This window comes from Micromonospora sp. bgisy143, from assembly GCF_057708145.1.
On the sequence record NZ_JBYIRN010000011.1, the window covers coordinates 101584 to 118823 of the forward strand.

Sequence of the window (17240 nt, forward strand, 5' to 3'; positions counted from 1 at the left end):
GGCCGTCACGCCCGGCTCAGACCGAGCGCCTCGTCCACCCGGTCCAGCACCGTCACGTCGTCGTGGCCGACGCCGCGCAGCAGGTCGATGGCGGTCGCCCGGATCTGCCCGACGATCATGGTGACCGGCAGCGGCGGATCGGACCGCAGCAGGCCGGCGGCGATCCGGACCGCCTCCAGGGCCGCCGCGTCGGCCCGCTGCGCGTGCCGCTCGGCGTCGGCACCGCTCAGGTCGCTGGCCAGCGCCTCCCCGGCCGACCGTACGGCGGCGGTCAGCGCGCCGATCGCGGCGGCCAGCTCCGACGGGGTGGCGGTGTGCCGGCGGGTCAGGGTCACCCCGGCCCGGGCCAGCACCCGGATGTTGCGGGCGGCGTAGTCGAGCTGCCGCACCGTCGCTTCCACGTCGGCGAGCTTGCCCAGATGCCGGCGGCGCAGTCCCAGCCGCAACGTTTCACCGGTGGCGAGCACGGCCGTCTGTAGCTGGGCGACACAGTCGTCCACCTGCCGGGCCTGGTCCAGTGCGGTGCGGGCGGCGTCCTCGTCGCAGCCCTGCAACGCCGCGCTGACCTCGTCGAGCAGGTCGGCCAGGTCGGTGTAGCTGCGCCGGGCCTGCGCCACGAGCGGTGCCAGCGGGTCGCGGGCGGCCATCAGCTGGCTGGCGGCCAACGCCACCGCGCCGCCGATGAGCGCGTCGACGAAGCGGAACGGCATCAGCGTGCCGTGCGGCGCGGCGACCACGACCAGGTACATGGCCGAGACGGTGGCCTGTACGACCAGGGCACGGCGCGCCCCGATCACCACCAGCGTCGTGGTGGTGAGCAGCAGCACCAGCAGGACCGTGCCGGTGCCCGGGCCCAGCGCGTACACCAGTAGTTCCGCGACGAGCACGGCGGCGGCCACGGCGAGCAGGATCTCGACGGTCTGCCGCAGCCGTCGCCCGCGCGACTCACCGAGTACGACGAGCGCGGCGGTCGGAGCGTAGAACGGGTCCGGGTGACGGATCACCACCGCCGCCACGATCCAGGCGACCACCGCGGCGGCGGTCAGCTCGAACACGGTCATTCCGTCGCCGCGCAAGCGTGCGACGGCGTCGCGTCCCCACGTCCGCACCGTTGGTACCCCTTCCGCCCAGCTGACCGGGGACGGCCGCCGATCGATCTTCTGCGAGGACGGGCACTACCCAGCCCGTGACCTGCTCAATCGCGTAGGTGGCGGGCGGCACTCGGGGCGGGAGGCCGGTGACGACCAGGTGGAGCAGAGACGGAATGTCAGACTGTGGCGGTGGAGGGCTTTCGGTGTGCGGGCTGCGGGAACACGCTGAGCGTCCCGGTCCGGATGGTGGAGCTGCCGGCGGGACCGCACTGGTCGCTCCTGGATTGTCATCACGTCAATCCGCCGCTGCTGGAGCCCGGTACCTATGCGGTCGACGAAGCCGCGTATGGCCGTGATCAGGTTGTCGGTACCTTCGTCCTCTCACCCGGTGACGTACGTGGGACGCGGATCGTCCATGACCTTGTCAGCACGGGCTGCTGGTCGATGGTGGGGTGGACCCCCTCGGTGGCGTGCGAGGACTGCGGTGCCCTGGTCGCCTCGCGGACGGACGACTGCAGGGTGGCTCAGGAGACCCGCTTCTACCCGGCAATGGTTGTCCGGGAGTCATGTGCCGATGAGCCGGGCCGCGACGCTGATCCGTTCCCGCTGACCGCCGACTGGGACAGCCCTGCGCCCGACTCCAGACAACACGGCTGGGTTCCTCCGCCGACCCGCCCTCGGCCTGAACTCGTTGCGACCCGCTGGAGGACTGGTGTGAAAGAGCACCTCTTTCGAGATGATCCGCCAGCCTGACCGGCGGACGTCAACCGGGGTCACTGCATCGCGGTGGCCGGGGGATGGTCGAATGACTCGGGGCAGCGGAAGGTGTACAGCGAGTAGCCGCGCCCGATCTGCACGCCGACGACGTCGGGGGACGCCGTCGGGTCCTCCTCGGACGGGCGCCAGCTGCAATGCATGCCGTTCCAGTCACCCGAATCCACGGTGAAGATCAACCTCATCGTGGCGCCGCAGGCGGCACAGTCCATCGGGTACGGATCGGTCAGTGACCAGTTCGCGTACCCGCCGACCTTCCATCCCGGCGCCAGCGACAGGTCGCTCTGATAGTGGGGACGGCTCTCGTCCTCGTCGTCATCCCACTCGTCGAGCCGGTCGCGTAGGTCATCGGGGAGCAGATCGGCGTACTGGTACTCGCGGACCTGCTCGGGGTGCACCAGGCACGGAATCGGCAGGTACATGTCGCTGATCACCGGTGGCTCGGGAGGCGCGTCGAGCAGTGGGCCGACGGTTGAACTGTCGCGCCAGTGGAGAAAGACGCGCGGGCTGTAGTGCCGGTCCGAGTGGTCCACGGGGCACCACAGCACCTGTAGCAGGTCGGTGCCGCCCGGACCGGCGTAGTCCGGGATGTCTCGTCGGTACAACTGCGCCACCGGGACCAACGGGATGGGTTCCTCGATCAGGTCGTCCAGGTCGAGAGCGTCGGCCGCGTCGAGTTCCGCCCGCTCCTGCACGGTCAAGAAGTCCCCACCCGGTAACGGCTCCCGGGTTTCTGCGGTCGCGAGGATCTCCCACCTGCGGCGCAGGGCGGCCGGGGTCGTGAGGTTCCACGGCTCGTGCGCCCCGACGTCGTCGCAGACCGGCCATACCTCGTCGGCCGGCCACAGCAGCGGCCCACCGACCGAGCTGTCCCGGACGGTCGGAGCGCCGGGTCGGGGATGCAGGCGGGTGGCCGTGGCGGAATGGTCCCGCAGTTCGGGAAAGACTGCGGCGATGTCCAGAGGACGCGGAGGCGTGGTGCGGACCATGCCGGTGGATCTTATGGCCTGCCCGAGTGCTCCGCCGCTGCACCGTGCCGCGCCGAATTCGCTCCACGTAGCGGCCATCCGCATCGAGGTCGGCCTCGAATGCCTCATGACAACAGCAGTGAAGTACAAGCATCTGAGGAGTTCATATGAAGCGGCGCCTGTTTGCCTCGGTTGGCGTGATCGCTGTGCTGGCCCTGTCCGCCTGCGGCGGTACCGACAGCGGGGACAGTGCCGGCGGCGCGCCGAGCATGTCGGCCAGCGCGCCGATGGCATCGGCTTCGCCGTCGATGATGATGTCGGGCCAGTTCGGCTCGGGATGCGCTGCCGTGCCGACCGATGCGTCCAACCCGGGTAGTTTCGAGGCGATGGCGAAGGTGCCGGTGGCCACCGCCGCGTCCGGCAACCCGCTGCTGTCGACGCTGGTGACGGCCGTGAAGAAGGCCAACCTGGTCGACTCGCTCAACGGCGCGCAGGGCGTCACGGTGTTCGCACCGACCAACGACGCGTTCGCCAAGATCCCGAAGGCGGACCTGGACAAGGTCCTGGCCGACGACGCCATGCTCAAGAAGGTCCTGACCTACCACGTGGTGCCGACCCAGTTGTCGCCGGACACCCTGGCGGGTACCCACAAGACGATGCAGGGCGACGACCTCGAGGTGACCGGCGGTGGCTCGTCGTTCACCGTCAACGGCACCTCGATGGTCGTCTGCGGGAATGTCTCGACCGCCAACGCCACCGTGTACATCGTCGACACCGTTCTGATGCCCAAGAGCTGATGGCGTCGACCGACATCGAGCCCCGGCCGGCGACCCGCCGGCCGGGGCCGTACCCCAGCATGACCGCCCTCCGTGGGCCCGTCGTCGGCGTCCTGACCGCCGGGGTGACCCTCGCCGTGGCGCGTCTCCTCGCGGCACTGGTCGCCCCCGTCTCCGATCCGGTGCTGGCAGTCGGCGGCGTCGCCATCGACCTGGCCCCGCAGCGCCTCAAAGCGTTCGCCATCCGCACCTTCGGTGCCGACGACAAGATCGCTCTCCTCGTCGGCGTCTATGCGCTGCTGGCCCTGGCAGCGGTTCTGCTCGGCGCGGCGGCGGTTCGACGACGACGCTACGGTCTGGCTGGCCTCGCCGTGTTCGCCGCCGTCGGTGTGGCCGCCGTCCTGTCCCGCCCGGGGGCGACGCCCTCGGACGTCCTGCCGGTGCTGGCAGGTGCGGGTGTCGGGTCGGCCGTGATGCTGATGTTGGCGCGTGCCGCTCGAACGGACCGGGTCGGCGCGCCGGGCCGGCCGCGGCTGCTCGACCGCCGTCAGTTCCTGGTCACGGCCGCGGGGGCAGCGCTGACCGGAGGTGCCGCGGCCGCCGTCGGCCAGGCTGTCGGTCGCGGCAGTACGGTCGGTGCCCGTTCCCGAGCCGCCGTTCGTCTTCCCCCACCGGTGCGACAGGCGCCGCCGCTGCCCGCTGGTGTCTCCGTCGACGTGGACGGGGTCTCGGCGTTCCTCACCCGCAACCGGGACTTCTACCGGGTCGACACGGCTCTCACCGTCCCGCAGGTCGACCTGGAGACCTGGCGACTGACCCTCGACGGGGCGGTCGACAGTCCTCGTACCTGGAGATTCGAGGATCTTGTCGCCCGTGGCCTCGTGGAGCGTGACATCACCCTCAACTGCGTCTCGAACGAGGTCGGTGGTCCGTACATCGGCACCGCCCGCTGGACCGGCGTTCCCCTCGCGCCGCTGCTGCGCGAGGCGGGCATCCGCGCCGGGCAGAACCAGCTCGTCAGCCGTTCGGTCGAGGGCATGACCATCGGCACTCCGCTCGAGGCGATCCTCGACGGACGTGACGCGCTGCTGGCCGTGGCCATGAACGGTGAACCCCTGCCCCTGGAACACGGCTTCCCCGTCCGGATGCTCGTGCCCGGCCTCTACGGCTACGTGGGCGCCTGCAAGTGGTTGACGTCGATGAAGGTGACCACCTTCGACGCGTTCGACCCGTACTGGGTCCAGCGCGGATGGGCTGCCGACGCGCCCGTCAAGACCGCATCGCGCATCGACACCCCGAAACCTTTCGCCCAGCGTCGTGCCGGGCCCGTCATGATCGCCGGGGTCGCCTGGGCGCAGCGGCGCGGGATCGCCGCCGTCGAGGTGCAGGTCGATGACGGGCCGTGGCAGCAGGCACGCCTTGCCGAGGGTCCGTCGCCGGACCTGTGGCGGCAGTGGACCTACCGCTGGGACGCCACCCCGGGCAGTCACACGCTGCGGGTACGGGCCACCGACGCCACCGGTGCGACCCAGACCGACGCACGGGCCGCGCCCTTCCCCGACGGCGCGACCGGCTGGCACAGCACCACCGTCACGATCACCTGACCTGGTGTTTGCGGTCGGGCGGTGGCCGTCAGCGACATGGTCGAAAAGAATCCGGTCCGGCACCAGTCCAGCGACCGCCACGCCACGAATCCCTCATGACCCGACGAGGGTGTCGACGCCGAATTCAGGCCGGAAACGCAGCTGTGGAGGGCGCTGTCGAGACAATGTCATCGTCCACGCGCGCCTCGCTCACGCGCATGCCGGCTAGCAATCGAGTGCGTGGCGACGGACCGCACGGCCGCCAGCACAGGAGAGGACGTACCGAGGATGAGCGGTGACCCGGAACACGCGCGGCGGTTACGTTCGGTGCGGCCGGACACCGTGACGCCGCCCAGCCCCGACGAGTTGCTGTCCCGGGTGGCGCGTGGTGATGAGGCGGCGTTCGCGGCGCTGTACGACGCCATGGCCGGCCGGGTCCTCGGGCTGGCCCGCCGCGTTGTGCGCGACCCGGCACAGGCGGAGGAGGTGACGCAGGAGGTGATGGTCGAGGTGTGGCGTACCGCAGCCCGCTTCGAGGCCGGTCGTGGCTCGGCCTCCGCCTGGGTTCTCACCATGGCGCACCGCCGGGCGGTGGATCGCGTGCGCTCCGAGCAGGCCCACACCGACCGCGCCCAGCGGGTCGCCGCGACCGAGACACACGTCCCGTACGACGAGGTCGTCGAGGACGTCACCGCGCGGTTGGAGCGCGAACAGGTTCGTCGCTGTCTGGGCCGACTGACGCCGGTCCAGCGGGAGGCGGTGACCCTGGCCTACTACGGGGGCCACACCTACCGTGAGGTCGCCGAGAAGCTGAAGACCCCACTGCCGACGGTGAAGACGCGGATGCGCGACGGCCTGATCCGGATGCGCGACTGCCTGGGCATCGAGATGGAAGGACGGGCATGAGCGCCGACATCCACACCCTCGCCGGCGCGTACGCCCTGAACGCGGTCGACGACCTCGAGAGGGCGGCGTTCGAGCGGCACCTGGCCGACTGCGAGTCGTGCCGGCTGGAGGTGACCGAGCTACGGGAGACGGTCGCACGGCTCGCCGACGACACCGTCGTCGAGGCCATGCCCACGGGTCTGCGTGAGCGCACCCTCGTCCAGGCGGCGCGTACCCCGCAGGTGCGTTCCGCTGCCGCCGGGGACAACGCCAAACGGCAGGCAGGCAGGTGGCGACGCCTCACCGTGGCCGCCGCGGCGGCCGTTCTCGTGGCCGGCGGCGCGAGCGCGGCGACCTGGGCCGTGACCAACGATCGGGTCAGCGACGAGCAGGCCAGCAGCGAGCAGGCTCGGCAGATCGCCGCCGTCCTGGACGCCCCGGACACCCGGGTGTTCGAGCGGTCGTTGCCACCCGGCGGCGCCGCGACCGTGGTGGTCTCCCGCGACCGGGACCGTGGGGTGGTGCTGCTGCGCGACCTGCCCGAGCCCGGCCCCGGGCGGATCTACGAGCTGTGGCTCATCCATGGCAGCGAGCCCCGAAAGGTGGGACGACTGGCCGAGGGCGTCAGGGCGTCGACCACGCTCATCGGCCCGGTTGCCGAGGCGGGATCGTTCGGCGTCTCCAACGAACCCGTGGGCGGCTCCGTCGCCCCCACCCGAATCGTGGGTACGGTCGAGCTGAGCTGAGCACGCCGTCCGCTCATCCGCCCATCCCGCCACCCAAGCAGTGGACCGGTGCTGTTCGTCGTCCGTGCTGGTGCCACGACCAGACGACGAAGATCCGCGGGTGGTGGAACTCGGGGGCGGCTGCGGACAGGTACAGGTGTGACAGCTGAGATGCGGGTCCGGATCCGGGCCGGAGACACCGATGCGCTCGGTGAGCTCTTCGACGAGCACGCCGATGCGGTCCATCGGCACGCGGTGTGGACCTGCGGCGATCCGGCCCAGGCCGAGGACGTGGTGTCGCTGACCTTCCTCGAGGCGTGGCGAATCCGCGAATCCCTGCATCCGGACGGCGGCAGCCTGCGGCCGTGGCTGCTCGGGATCGCCACCAATGTGCTGCGTAATCGCAGGCGGGCGGCGCGCCGGCACCGGGAGGCGCTGCGGCGGATGCCCGTACGCGACACCGTCCCGGACTTCGCCGACGAGGTGGTCGCCCGGATGCACGACGCCGACCAGGTGGCTGCCGTCATGGCGGGACTGCGGGCGCTGCGCCGGGCGGACCGGGAGGTGTTCCTGCTCTGCGTGTGGTCGCAACTGGACTACGCGGCGGCGGCCGAGGCGCTGGGCGTACCCGTCGGAACCGTACGTTCGCGGCTGTCCCGGGCCCGGAGCCGGCTGCGGGCGCTGGCCCAGCAGGAGATGACGCGTACCCGAATGATCCCCGTCGAGCAGGGAGAGTACCGATGAGCGAGCCCACCGCCTTCCAGGTGCCGGCCCTGCCGGCGCCGCGCCGGCAGGCGCTGCGGCGTCACCTGATGAACGAGATCGAGCGGCCGGTTCGTCGGCCACGGCGGATGCTGGTGCTCGCGCCCGTGGCCGGCGTGCTGGCGGTCGCGGTTGCGGTCGGGGCGGTCGCCCGGCCGTGGGCGTCGGACGGCGCGCCACTGATCGTGACGGTCGCGCAGGGCGATCCCGGTGGCGCGACGTTGTTGCTCGGCCGGATGGCCACGGAGGCCGCCGCCGGGCCGGACCCTTCGTCTGGCGAGGGGGAGTACGTCTACGTCCGGAGCCGGGGCGCTTTCGCCGAGGTGGGCGACGGCCCGGCGCGGCTGAAGCCGGTGCACGAACGGGAGATCTGGATCCCGCGTAACGAGCGCGGCGACGGCCTGCTCCGCCAGCCGTTCTTCAACGTACCGATCATCGGTGCGATCCCGGAGCAGGAGACCCTGACCGACGTGACGCCGAACGCGGAACTCGTCGATCTGCCCACCGACCCGGACGCCCTGCTGACGAAGCTCTACCGGGACCGCGACGGGCGCGGCAGGGGCAACAGCCGGGACGGCGCGGCGTTCACCGCGATCGGCGACATCCTGCGCGAGTCGCTGGTGCCGCCGCGGACCACTGCCGCGCTCTACCACGCGGCGGCGAGGATTCCGGGGGTCGAGGTGGTCCGCGGCGTGACCGACGCGGCCGGGCGGCGGGGGGTGGCTGTCGCGTACACCGAGCGGAGCCGTCGCGATGAGTGGATCTTCGACGAGCAGACGTACGAATACCTTGGCGAGCGCAGTTACCTCGTGGCGGACACCGTCGACGGGCCGGCGGGAACGGTGCTGGCCACCACTGCGGTGTTGCAGCGAGCACTGGTCTCGAACCTTGGACAACGCCCGGAGAGATAGCTGCGGGGTCGGGGAGAAGTGGTTAGGTGGTTCGGTTGAACAGCGAGGAGCCGGCGGTGGAGAAGGTCGAGCAACTCGTCTCCCGTACGGATGCCGCCTACCAGCGATGGTTGGCGTCCGTCACCGACGACGTCGTCACCGATCACGTACTCATGTACTGCCGGGAATCCCTGCTGGAGCGCAACACGACCTACGGCATCGGCGAGTGGCTCACCGGCTTCCTCATGATCGGCCAGGAGGGCGACAGGGGATTCTTCCTCCGGTGCGACGGCGGCGGCTCGGTGTTCCGGGCTGACCTGGGCGGTCTGGGCGAAGCCGACCTCGACGTCGTGGCCCCCGCGTTCGAGGTGTGGCTGCGGTCCGGCTTCGCCCCGCCCGCCGACCCGGAACCGAACCTGCCGCCAACCGCCGACGTCTATGTGGGCAATGTCCCGGTCGACAGGATTGAGCTGCTGGTACGAGCAAGGAAGCTGCTGGATGTGGACTGGCGGTTCGAGGATCTCCGGGGTCTGCTCGCCGCCCAACCGTTCCTGGCGGCGAGGTCAGCCCACCTGTACGCGCTGCGCCGCAAACTGGAACACGCCCCGGACTTGCGGCCGTACCTGCTCTACGTCACCGACCACGGGCTGGCAGCGATACTGCCGACCGATGGCGCACCGTGAGGACGGATGCGCATCAGTCCAGAGGGCCGAGGCGTCAGCGGAAGGCGTCGACGTTGCGCTTCGCCCAGGCGATGAAGGGGCGTGGTGATCGGCCCAGCACCTCGGCGATGTCCGGGCTGATCCGCTGTTCGGCACCGGTGGGAGTGCCGAGGATCGCCAACGTGCCCTCCACCACCGGTGGCGGCATGAATCGCAGCATCTGCTCACGGGCCTCGTCGGGCGTCTGGTCCACGAAGCCGATCGGCTCGCCGAGCGCGGCGGCGAGGTCGGCGACCCGTTCGCGAGGCGTACTCAGGGCCGGGCCGGTCAGCTCGTAGGTGCGGCCGACGTGCGAGCTGTCGAGCAGGGCCGCGGCCGCCACCTCGGCGATGTCGGCCGGGTCGACCACGGGCAGACCGACGTCGCCGAACGGCGCGGCCACCATCCGGGTGCTCCGCACCGGTTCCGCCCAGCCGAATGCGTTGGAGGCGAAGCCGCCGGGGCGCAGTATCGTCCAACCGAGGTCGGATCGGCGGACGAGGTCCTCGATGGCGTGCAGGGGCGCGTGTGACGGCGAGTCGGGACGTGTGACGACCGCCTGCGAGGACTGCAGCACGATGCGCTTCACGCCACCGGCTGCGGCGACCCGCAGGATTTCGCGCATGTCGAGATGAGCTCCGGCGCCCTCGACGAGGAGGTACAGCGCGTCGGCGCCGGCGAGCGCCCCGCTCAGGCTCTCCGGCCGTTCGAGGTCCGCGCGGTAGTGGCGGACCCCGTCTGGCAGGGCGATCGGGCGTCGTCCCCGGGATACCGCCGTCACCGCACCGGCCGAGGCCGCGAGGATCGACGTGAGCGTACTGCCGACGTTTCCGGTGGCTCCAACCACGACGAACATGTCTGTGTCTCCAGTTCGACCGCGTCGTTCGCGCGGCTGCCGGAAACGCTAGTAGCGTCGATATAGTAGGTACCTAGAGGATAGTAATGGATATGTGACGGAGGGCACGTGCAGCGTTCGACAGATCCCGAGCTGGCCTGTCCGGTAGCGCCGGTCGTCGACATCGTGTTCAGCCGGTGGACCACGCCCATCCTGTGGGCTCTGCACGAATACGGCCGGCAGCGCTTCGTGGAGTTGGAGCGCCGACTGACCAACATCACGCCCAAGGTGCTCACGCAGCGGCTCCGCCAACTCGAACGCGACGGACTCGTAACGCGCACCTACCACGCCGAGGTGCCGCCTCGGGTCGAGTACCAGATCACCGAGTTGGGTGCCAGTCTCGGTCCGCTCTTCGCCCACCTGGCCACGTGGGCCGATGCCAGCCTTCCAGAGGTGGAACGAGCGCGGCGTGCCTACGACGCCGGGCGGTGAGGGCCATCGGCAGTGCCGATGCCGGCGCCGTCCTAGGTGGCGTGGGTCAGCACGTCGAAGACGCGCCGCGCGTCACCGGATGTCGTTGTCGGGGTGGTCGCTGTCGTAGGCCAGACGGGCTGCGGCGATGGCTTCGCGGTGTGCCAGCGACCAGTCGGTGAGTGCCTTGACGAGGTGGGTGAGGCTGGCGCCGGTCTCGGTGAGGCGGTAGTCGACCTGGGCGGGCACGCTCGGGTACACGGTCCGCAGGACGAGACCGTCTCGTTCCAGGCGGCGCACCGTGAGGGTCAGCATGCGCTGGGAGATCCCGTGGATGGCGCGCTGGAGTTGGCGGAAGCGGCGCGGCCCGGCGGCGAGTTCGACGATCACGAGAACGGACCACTTGTCGCCGACCCGGTCAAGAACGTCTCGGATGCCGCAGTCCGGGTGATCGGGCTGTCCGCACGGCTCGAGCTCGGCGGCCTCCGCGGTTACTTCGGTGTGCGTTGGTGACACGAGACTGCCTCCTTGTGGGCCGCCGGGCCTGGGCCCAGGCTTCCCGGTAGTTACCGAAGAGAACCACGGCAGGAGAGCGATCCGCAATGATCATGGTGACCGGCGCCACGGGGCAGCTCGCTTCGCTCACCCTCGCAGAACTCGCCGAAAGGGGGACGCCCGCCCTGGGCGGGAGCCGCACGCCCACCGGCGCGCAGCGTCACCTCGACTTCGACGATCCCGCAACGCTCGACCTCACGGGCGTTACGACCCTGGTCCTGGTCTCGGCCGGATATGCCGAGGACGACAGGGTCATCGCGCGTCACCGGGCCGTCCTCGACGCCGCTCGTCGTGACGGCGTCACCCACGTGACGTACACCAGCCTGACCAGCGCCGGGGATCATCTCGGGTTCGCGCTCGCCCACCGGGTCACCGAGCAGATGATCACGACCAGTGGGCTCGCGTGGACGGTCCTGCGGAACGGGCTGTACGCCGAACTCTTCGGCGCCCTGCTCGCGTGGACCCCTGACGGCCTCGAATCGGCGTTCGGGAACGGCGCGCTCGCCGCGGTGGCGCGGGCCGACCTGGCCGCTGCCGCGGCCGTCGTCGCAAGCGCGCCCGCCGCACACGCCGGAAAGGTCTACGACCTGGTCGGAACTCCGATCACCGCTGGCGACATCGCCGACCGTCTCGGCGTCGCACACCGCACCGTCGAACTCGGCGAGTACCGTGCCCGCCTACTCGGCGACGCCGACCTGCTGCCGTTCCAGCCGCCGATGCTCACCTCGATCGCCACCGGTGTCCGCCACGGATTCCTTGACGACACCGGTCCTGACCTCGTACGCCTGCTGGAGCGACCGCTCACGGATCCGCTCGCCGTCGCCGCGGACGTCACGGCCGCCCTGCGGTGACCCAACTGTCTCGCCCATCGGACACGACGACCCCGACGACTGGGTTTGTGCCATCAACGGGTGGCACGGCTGATCCGCGCGAGGTATCGACCGACATCGGACGGGAAAGCTAGGCTGCCACCGAGCTTCGATCGACGCAGGGAGATGTCGTGTCGCGCCGTACCGGTAAGCCCTCGTATCAGCTGCCGACTCCGAAGACGGGTGGCGCTCGGCTCGCCGTCGTCATCGTGGCCGTGGGGCTCGCGGCGCTCCTCGTGGGCGGTGCCGCCGGCTACGCCGCCAACGGCCCGGACCGCGTCGAGTCGGCAGCCGCCGACATCCGTGAGGCCGAAGCGCAGCGCGACACTCAGCAGATCATCGAGCTGACGGAGACGGCCCGCCGGCTTCGGGTGGAGGTCGCTCCCGTTCTCAGCGCGCTGCGGGCGGAGGCGCCGACCGGCGGGCAGCCCGGCCTCGAGCAGGCCCGCCAGTGGCAACAGACCATGCAGCGCGCCGCGGCTCCGTTCGCCGACCCCCCGTCCGGCACCACCGCGACGAACGTGGCGCGCGGCGGGCTGCGCGGGGCCGTCGAGCAGGCATCCCTGGCTGTCGAGACGTACCTCCTCGCGATCACCGGGCCGCCCGCGCAGCGGGCCGCGTTGACGGCCCTGGCGAAGCGACAGGCAGCCCAGGCGACGGCGGCCTGGTCCGTCGCGGCAACCCAGCTCGACCAGGTGAACATCGATGCCGGCCAGGGCCATCAGCATGTCGAGCTGGACGGTGGCAACGGTGACGGCGCGGAAGAGGGCTCCGGCGGCTGACTCATCCGCCGTGCGGTGCCGGCGATCGGGCGGATCGTCGGTGGCGACCGAGTGCCAGGAGCAGTCCGGCGGCCGTCAGGGCGAGTCCGGCGGCGGCCGTGTACGCCGGAAGCCGGGTGGGGATGCCGAGGTAGACGGTGATGCCGAGGATGCGGGACAGGCCCCAGGGCAGCAGCGCGAGCTGGTCGTTCCACACGGTCAGCGCGCGTTCCAGGCCCACCACCGAGACCAGGGCGGACAGCACGCCGAGGGGCACACCGGCGGCGGTGAGGGTGAACCCGGCGGCGCTTCGGCGACGCAGGCCGTACCGGTCCCGCAGGACCACGGCGACGACCACGAACAGCCAGCAGAACGCCGCGAACGCGACGGTGACGTACGCCGCGCGCAGGCCCGGCGCGGTCCAGAAGGCGAACCAGTAGCCGCCGGGCCCGCGTACGGCGAGCGCCGCGAGCAGCAGCACGCTGCGCAGCAGCGCGACGCCGCCGAGCGCGGCCCACAGGTGGAACGGGTCCCGGCGGCCGACGACGAGGCGTACGACGAGGGCGAACAGCGCCCACCCGCCGAGGGTGACCAGCAGGTGCGCCGGTGCGGCGAACCAGGTCAACACGAGTCGGCTGGTCACCAGCACCACGGTCGGGATGAGCCACACCAGCACTCGGTCCGTCCGCGTCCGGGGCGTCGGCAGCGCGGCGACCCGCCACGGCCGGAACGCGCCGAGCAGCAACCCGCGCGCGGCGGCCGCGCCGAACCCGCGCCCGCGCAGACCGAGCAGCAGCACCAGCAGGATCGACCCGAGCATCGCCCGGGCGGCCCAGGCGATCGCCGGATCCCGGTCGGCGCGCCGCGCCCCCAGGTCGGCGGCGGTGAAGTTGTACGCCGGCAGGTCCAGGTCGGCGCCGTAGCGCTGGCGGTGCGCGTCGCGGGCGTGGTGGTATGCCGCCGTGGCCTGCCGCCAGGCATGACGGACGGTCGAATCACCCGTGTCGAGCCACTGCGCGTGCCGCAACACCATGGCCCGGTACGCGCCAAGCGTCTCGAACAGGTCGACCTGGTAGTCGAGGGTCGCGGTGAAGCGGTCCCGCAGCTCGGCGTCCCGCCACGTCGCCGGGTCGGTCGCGGTGACCAGGTCGCGCATGCGCCGAGCCAGCACGACGGCCTCGGCGCCCTCCTCGATCGCCTCGTCGACGCGGCCGCCGGTCACCGCGTAGATGCTGTCCAGCGCGGCGGAGTCGCCGGTCGGGATGTCCCACTCGAAGATCCACATCATGGGCGGCGGTTCCAGCCCGAGCGCCCGCACCGACTCATCGGCGTACGGACCGATGTAGAGGCCCTTGGTGACCGCCTGCCGGGACAGGGCCATGGCCTGCCCGATCGCCGCGACGGTGGCCGGGTCGCGGGAGAACGTGCGGTACGCCCAGTCCGCGGTGACCTGCCCCGGGTCGGCCTGCGGATCCCAAGCCAGGCGGCCGACGGCGTACGTGTTGAGGTCGTAGAGCTGCCAAAACCCGGCGCGCAGGTACAGCGACATGGGTCCGGCGCGCAGCGGCCCGCCGTCCTGCGTCCAGTTCCAGACCCCCTCGACGTGGGGATTGGCGGCGAGGAACGCGCGTAGTGCCTCGCGGTGCAGCGGGCCGAGGTCGTTGGGCAGCGAGCCGAACGCCTCGAACTCGCGCCGGGCCTGGAACTCCACGATGCGGCGGTGCGCGCCGCCCAACAGGGTGGTGTTCAGCGGCAGGTGGCTGTAGAAGTCGCCCAGGGTGTACTTGGTGGACACGATCAGGTGCGGGTCGTCGAGCCCGTCGAGGACCTGCGCGTACGACTGCGGATTGGTGTGCAGGTCGCCGACGGCGCCCACGCCCACCGTCCAGGTCCGGAAAATGATCTCCTTGCCGGCCGGGCCTGCCGTGTCCAGCAGTGCCCGCAGCATCGCGCGCACGGACGTCTGCGTGGTGACCGCCAGCCGTGACGAGTAGTCCCAACCGGTGCCGGCGTACACCTCGCCGCCCTCGCCGATGCGGACCATCAGGCCGTCGACGAACGGCATGCTCTCGAACAGTTCGGCCAGACCGGCCTGGTAGACGGACCACAGCCGAGGGTCGGCCACGTCGAGTCCGCCCACGGTCCGGGTCAGGTACGCCTCCAGCGGGGGCGACACCGCGAGCATGTCGGTCAGCAGGAAGACCTTCATCCCCATGTCCTCGGCGTACCGGAAGACCGGGCCGAACGCCGCGACCATCGCCCGGGCCCGGTCGACGTGCGGGTCGCCGGGAGGATAGACCGCGCGCCCGTCGCCGACCTTGGCGAAGGTGACGTACTCCAGGAAGCCGGGTACGACGACCCCGTTGAAGCCCTGCGCCACCGAGTGGTCGACGAACTGCCGGAACTGCGCGTCGATGCGGGCCACCGCGCCCGCGTCCACCCACGGCGCGTCCGGCAGCACCGCCGATGCGACCACGTCGGTGTTCAGGCCGTAGTCGTCACCGGCGGCGAAGGCGGCCGGGTCGGGCTCGCGCCCCACCGAGCCCAGGTCGGTCAGCCGCAGGCCGAGCCGGGGGACGACCACCCGACCCACGTCCGCCGACGGAAGCACCACGGCACCGGAGCGGATCCGGTCGGCCAGCCGGTACAGCCCGGCTGCCACACCGCCGATGTCACCACCGTGGACCCTCAGTTCGGCGCCGCGCACGTCGAGCCGGTACGACTCGGGCGTGCCGCCGAGGGCTGCCAGGACGTCCGCCCGTACCGTGCGCACGGCCGACATGTCCGGGGCCGCGACGCGCGTCGTCCCGGTACCCGCCGCGGTCGTCGCGGACCCGGCCGGAGCGAGCGCCGGCCGGGGCAGGCCGCGGGAGACGACCGCGTCTGCGACGGCGGCCGCGGCCTTGGTGAGGCGAGGATTGTCGGGTACGACGAGGGACGACAACGGCGGGGCAGGAGCGGGCGTCCGCGCCGGCGCGGCGACGGCCTCCTCGTGCGGCACGGCGGCGGGAGAGTGGCTCAGCCCCAGCGTGTCGCCGACGCCCCAGGCCGTGGCCGCACCGGTCGCCAGCAGGACCACCGCCGCGATGAGCAGCCGAATCGGCCTGCGGGCCGAGGCAACGTGAGCCACGCCCGCATGGTAGTGGCCGCAGCGGCCTCCGTCGTCGACCCGCGCGAGCGGTGGCGACGGACACCGATGGCAGTCGATTGCCGATAGTCTGCTCACCGGCACTGTCCGTGCGTCCCGGAGGGTTGCGCCATGGCCAGAACTAGTCGGCGGATGTCGCGCTGTGTCGCGGTCGCGCTGGTCCTCCTGGGTGGGGTGGCCGTTCCTGTGGTGCCGGCCCAGGCGGCGAAGAAGGGCCCGGACCTCGCGGTTGACGCGTCCGGCACGCGGATCGCGCTGGGGGTGGAGAGGAAAGTCGTCCATCTGAAGATCAGCAACCTGGGCGACGCGACACCGAGCGACATCGTCGTCAACGTCCGTCAGCCTCCGGAGGGCCCCGATCCCATGCCGGTCGCGCTGCTGTGGCACGCCGGCGGTGGAGTGGGCGAGTGCGACGGCGACTTCGGTGGGTTCTACTGCCGACTGTCGCCGGAGCTGATCCCCGGCCCGGGCGAGACCGTCGACGTTCCGATCGACGCGATCGTCTATGGGCGGGCCCCCTACGAGGGCGAATTCGAAGTCTCGGTCAGCATCCGGCCGGACGAGGACGCCAATCCGTCCGACAACACCAGGTCGTTCCCGCTCATGCTGGTCGACGAGCCCACGGCGGACCTCTCACTGGTGGCCCGCGACGTGAAGCAGTCCGTACGGGTAGGTGCCAACGGCAGGCCCGTGCCCACCGGAACGCTGCACCCGGGTGAGACAGGCGCGGTGTGGTACACCGTCGCCAACCAGGGCCGCACGGCGGTGCGTGGAGTACGGGTCACGCTGCGGCTGCCCACCGGGGTGACGTTCACCAGGCAGCCGGCCCCGTGCGTGCTGGGTGATCGGGGGCGGTCGGCGGTCTGCACCTACCCGAACCTCACCCTGGTTCCGGTCGTCGAGGACACCGACCCGAACGACGCGACCTACTCGGCGGTCGAGCTGTACCACCTGGTGACGACTCCCGCATCCGCCGCCGCGCCGGCGACCTTGCGGGGCGGAAGCGTGCGGGTGGAGGGCCTTGCCGAGCAGTCGACGGACAGCCGCTCCGGACCACCGCGCACCGAGCTGCCCACGAATGCCGTCGCGGTACGGGTGGGCGACGTCGACCCGGGCGACAATCAGGACGGGTTCGCCGTGGTGCTGGCCGCGAAGAGCAGCGGTGGCGGCAACGGCGGGGGCGACAACGGCAACGGCGGTAACGGCAACGGCGGCGGCGGTGGCAGCGACGGGGGGTTGCCGGTCACCGGACCGGAGGCCGGGTTGCTCGGCGGGATCGGCATCGCCGCGCTGGCCGCCGGAGGCGTGTTGATCCTCGCTGCCCGCCGTCGCCGGATGATCGTGGTGACGCCCGAGGACCAGCGGGCAGCGGCCTGATCTGCCGGCGCGTCCACCCTGCCGGACAACCCGGGAACCGTGCCGCCCCGCGATGTCCACGGCGGCGGC

Annotated in this window: 18 protein-coding genes; 12 read left to right on the forward strand and 6 right to left on the reverse strand. The window is 71.4% G+C overall.

Translation table 11 applies throughout. From position 1 onward, the window contains the following. Nucleotides 1-5 precede the first annotated feature (5 nt). From AC3EN4_RS15475 to AC3EN4_RS15485, 3 genes are all read right to left on the reverse strand, one after another. Nucleotides 6-1061 (reverse strand): FUSC family protein, encoded by a 1056-nt coding sequence (locus AC3EN4_RS15475; protein ID WP_435206517.1) that lies wholly within the window; start codon nucleotides 1059-1061, stop codon nucleotides 6-8. 803 nt (nucleotides 1062-1864) lie between these two features. Continuing rightward, nucleotides 1865-2854, reverse strand: coding sequence for a hypothetical protein (locus tag AC3EN4_RS15480; RefSeq protein ID WP_435206518.1), 990 nt, complete (start codon nucleotides 2852-2854; stop codon nucleotides 1865-1867). Nucleotides 2855-2996: 142 nt separating this feature from the next. After that, on the reverse strand, nucleotides 2997-3242 hold the full coding sequence (locus tag AC3EN4_RS15485) for a hypothetical protein (RefSeq protein ID WP_435206519.1): 246 nt from the start codon (nucleotides 3240-3242) through the stop codon (nucleotides 2997-2999). Between AC3EN4_RS15485 and AC3EN4_RS15490 the strand changes: the two genes are divergently transcribed. From AC3EN4_RS15490 to AC3EN4_RS15520, 7 genes are all read left to right on the forward strand, one after another. Next, nucleotides 3220-3630: a fasciclin domain-containing protein gene (locus tag AC3EN4_RS15490; protein WP_435206520.1), complete on the forward strand. Its 411-nt coding sequence runs from the start codon at nucleotides 3220-3222 to the stop codon at nucleotides 3628-3630. The two genes, AC3EN4_RS15485 and AC3EN4_RS15490, sit on opposite strands and share 23 nt — an antisense overlap. After that, a complete protein-coding gene (locus AC3EN4_RS15495; protein ID WP_435206521.1) occupies nucleotides 3630-5213 on the forward strand; it encodes a molybdopterin-dependent oxidoreductase in 1584 nt (527 codons plus the stop codon). Before AC3EN4_RS15490 ends, AC3EN4_RS15495 begins: the two co-directional genes overlap by 1 nt. A gap of 267 nt (nucleotides 5214-5480) precedes the next feature. Further along, nucleotides 5481-6098 (forward strand): ECF RNA polymerase sigma factor SigK, encoded by a 618-nt coding sequence (gene sigK / locus AC3EN4_RS15500; RefSeq protein ID WP_435206522.1) that lies wholly within the window; start codon nucleotides 5481-5483, stop codon nucleotides 6096-6098. Continuing rightward, nucleotides 6095-6823, forward strand: a complete 729-nt coding sequence (locus AC3EN4_RS15505) for an anti-sigma factor (protein WP_435206523.1) — start codon at nucleotides 6095-6097, stop codon at nucleotides 6821-6823. Before sigK ends, AC3EN4_RS15505 begins: the two co-directional genes overlap by 4 nt. Before the next feature lie 138 nt (nucleotides 6824-6961). Continuing rightward, nucleotides 6962-7546: an RNA polymerase sigma factor gene (locus AC3EN4_RS15510; RefSeq protein WP_435206524.1), complete on the forward strand. Its 585-nt coding sequence runs from the start codon at nucleotides 6962-6964 to the stop codon at nucleotides 7544-7546. Then, a complete protein-coding gene (locus AC3EN4_RS15515; RefSeq protein ID WP_435206525.1) occupies nucleotides 7543-8475 on the forward strand; it encodes a CU044_5270 family protein in 933 nt (310 codons plus the stop codon). Before AC3EN4_RS15510 ends, AC3EN4_RS15515 begins: the two co-directional genes overlap by 4 nt. A 35-nt stretch (nucleotides 8476-8510) precedes the next feature. After that, nucleotides 8511-9137, forward strand: a complete 627-nt coding sequence (locus tag AC3EN4_RS15520; RefSeq protein WP_435206526.1) for a hypothetical protein — start codon at nucleotides 8511-8513, stop codon at nucleotides 9135-9137. A 34-nt stretch (nucleotides 9138-9171) separates the two neighbouring features. Here the strand turns inward: AC3EN4_RS15520 and AC3EN4_RS15525 are convergent, their stop codons facing one another. After that, entirely contained in the window at nucleotides 9172-10011 is an 840-nt protein-coding gene (locus AC3EN4_RS15525; protein ID WP_435206527.1) for an NAD(P)H-binding protein, read from the reverse strand. A gap of 108 nt (nucleotides 10012-10119) precedes the next feature. Here AC3EN4_RS15525 and AC3EN4_RS15530 point away from each other — a divergent pair, with 108 nt between their 5' ends. Beyond that, nucleotides 10120-10482, forward strand: coding sequence for a winged helix-turn-helix transcriptional regulator (locus tag AC3EN4_RS15530; protein WP_435206528.1), 363 nt, complete (start codon nucleotides 10120-10122; stop codon nucleotides 10480-10482). Nucleotides 10483-10554: 72 nt separating this feature from the next. Here AC3EN4_RS15530 and AC3EN4_RS15535 read toward each other — a convergent pair whose 3' ends face one another. Further along, nucleotides 10555-10851, reverse strand: a complete 297-nt coding sequence (locus AC3EN4_RS15535; RefSeq protein ID WP_435206595.1) for a winged helix-turn-helix transcriptional regulator — start codon at nucleotides 10849-10851, stop codon at nucleotides 10555-10557. Between AC3EN4_RS15535 and AC3EN4_RS15540 the strand changes: the two genes are divergently transcribed. The 3 genes from AC3EN4_RS15540 (at nucleotide 10792) to AC3EN4_RS15550 (ending at nucleotide 12667) form a co-directional block, all read left to right on the forward strand. Next, nucleotides 10792-10974, forward strand: a complete 183-nt coding sequence (locus AC3EN4_RS15540; protein WP_422740910.1) for a hypothetical protein — start codon at nucleotides 10792-10794, stop codon at nucleotides 10972-10974. The two genes, AC3EN4_RS15535 and AC3EN4_RS15540, sit on opposite strands and share 60 nt — an antisense overlap. 89 nt (nucleotides 10975-11063) lie before the next feature. Then, on the forward strand, nucleotides 11064-11867 hold the full coding sequence (locus AC3EN4_RS15545) for a Rossmann-fold NAD(P)-binding domain-containing protein (protein WP_435206529.1): 804 nt from the start codon (nucleotides 11064-11066) through the stop codon (nucleotides 11865-11867). A gap of 149 nt (nucleotides 11868-12016) precedes the next feature. Beyond that, complete coding sequence (locus AC3EN4_RS15550; protein ID WP_435206530.1) at nucleotides 12017-12667, forward strand: hypothetical protein; 651 nt, start codon at nucleotides 12017-12019, stop codon at nucleotides 12665-12667. A 1-nt stretch (nucleotide 12668) separates the two neighbouring features. Here the strand turns inward: AC3EN4_RS15550 and AC3EN4_RS15555 are convergent, their stop codons facing one another. Next, a complete protein-coding gene (locus AC3EN4_RS15555; protein WP_435206531.1) occupies nucleotides 12669-15776 on the reverse strand; it encodes a hypothetical protein in 3108 nt (1035 codons plus the stop codon). A gap of 129 nt (nucleotides 15777-15905) precedes the next feature. Between AC3EN4_RS15555 and AC3EN4_RS15560 the strand changes: the two genes are divergently transcribed. Then, the gene (locus AC3EN4_RS15560) at nucleotides 15906-17171 is read left to right on the forward strand and encodes a COG1361 family protein (RefSeq protein ID WP_435206532.1); all 1266 of its coding nucleotides are present in this window, start codon (nucleotides 15906-15908) and stop codon (nucleotides 17169-17171) included. Nucleotides 17172-17240: the final 69 nt, after the last annotated feature.

Coding starts and splice junctions, on each gene's coding strand:
- AC3EN4_RS15475 (WP_435206517.1), bottom strand. CDS start 1,061: ATGACCGTGTTCGAGCTGACCGCCGCCGCGGTGGTCGCCTGGATCGTG.
- AC3EN4_RS15480 (WP_435206518.1), bottom strand. CDS start 2,854: ATGGTCCGCACCACGCCTCCGCGTCCTCTGGACATCGCCGCAGTCTTT.
- AC3EN4_RS15490 (WP_435206520.1), top strand. CDS start 3,220: ATGGCGAAGGTGCCGGTGGCCACCGCCGCGTCCGGCAACCCGCTGCTG.
- AC3EN4_RS15495 (WP_435206521.1), top strand. CDS start 3,630: ATGGCGTCGACCGACATCGAGCCCCGGCCGGCGACCCGCCGGCCGGGG.
- sigK (WP_435206522.1), top strand. CDS start 5,481: ATGAGCGGTGACCCGGAACACGCGCGGCGGTTACGTTCGGTGCGGCCG.
- AC3EN4_RS15505 (WP_435206523.1), top strand. CDS start 6,095: ATGAGCGCCGACATCCACACCCTCGCCGGCGCGTACGCCCTGAACGCG.
- AC3EN4_RS15515 (WP_435206525.1), top strand. CDS start 7,543: ATGAGCGAGCCCACCGCCTTCCAGGTGCCGGCCCTGCCGGCGCCGCGC.
- AC3EN4_RS15525 (WP_435206527.1), bottom strand. CDS start 10,011: ATGTTCGTCGTGGTTGGAGCCACCGGAAACGTCGGCAGTACGCTCACG.
- AC3EN4_RS15545 (WP_435206529.1), top strand. CDS start 11,064: ATGATCATGGTGACCGGCGCCACGGGGCAGCTCGCTTCGCTCACCCTC.
- AC3EN4_RS15560 (WP_435206532.1), top strand. CDS start 15,906: ATGGCCAGAACTAGTCGGCGGATGTCGCGCTGTGTCGCGGTCGCGCTG.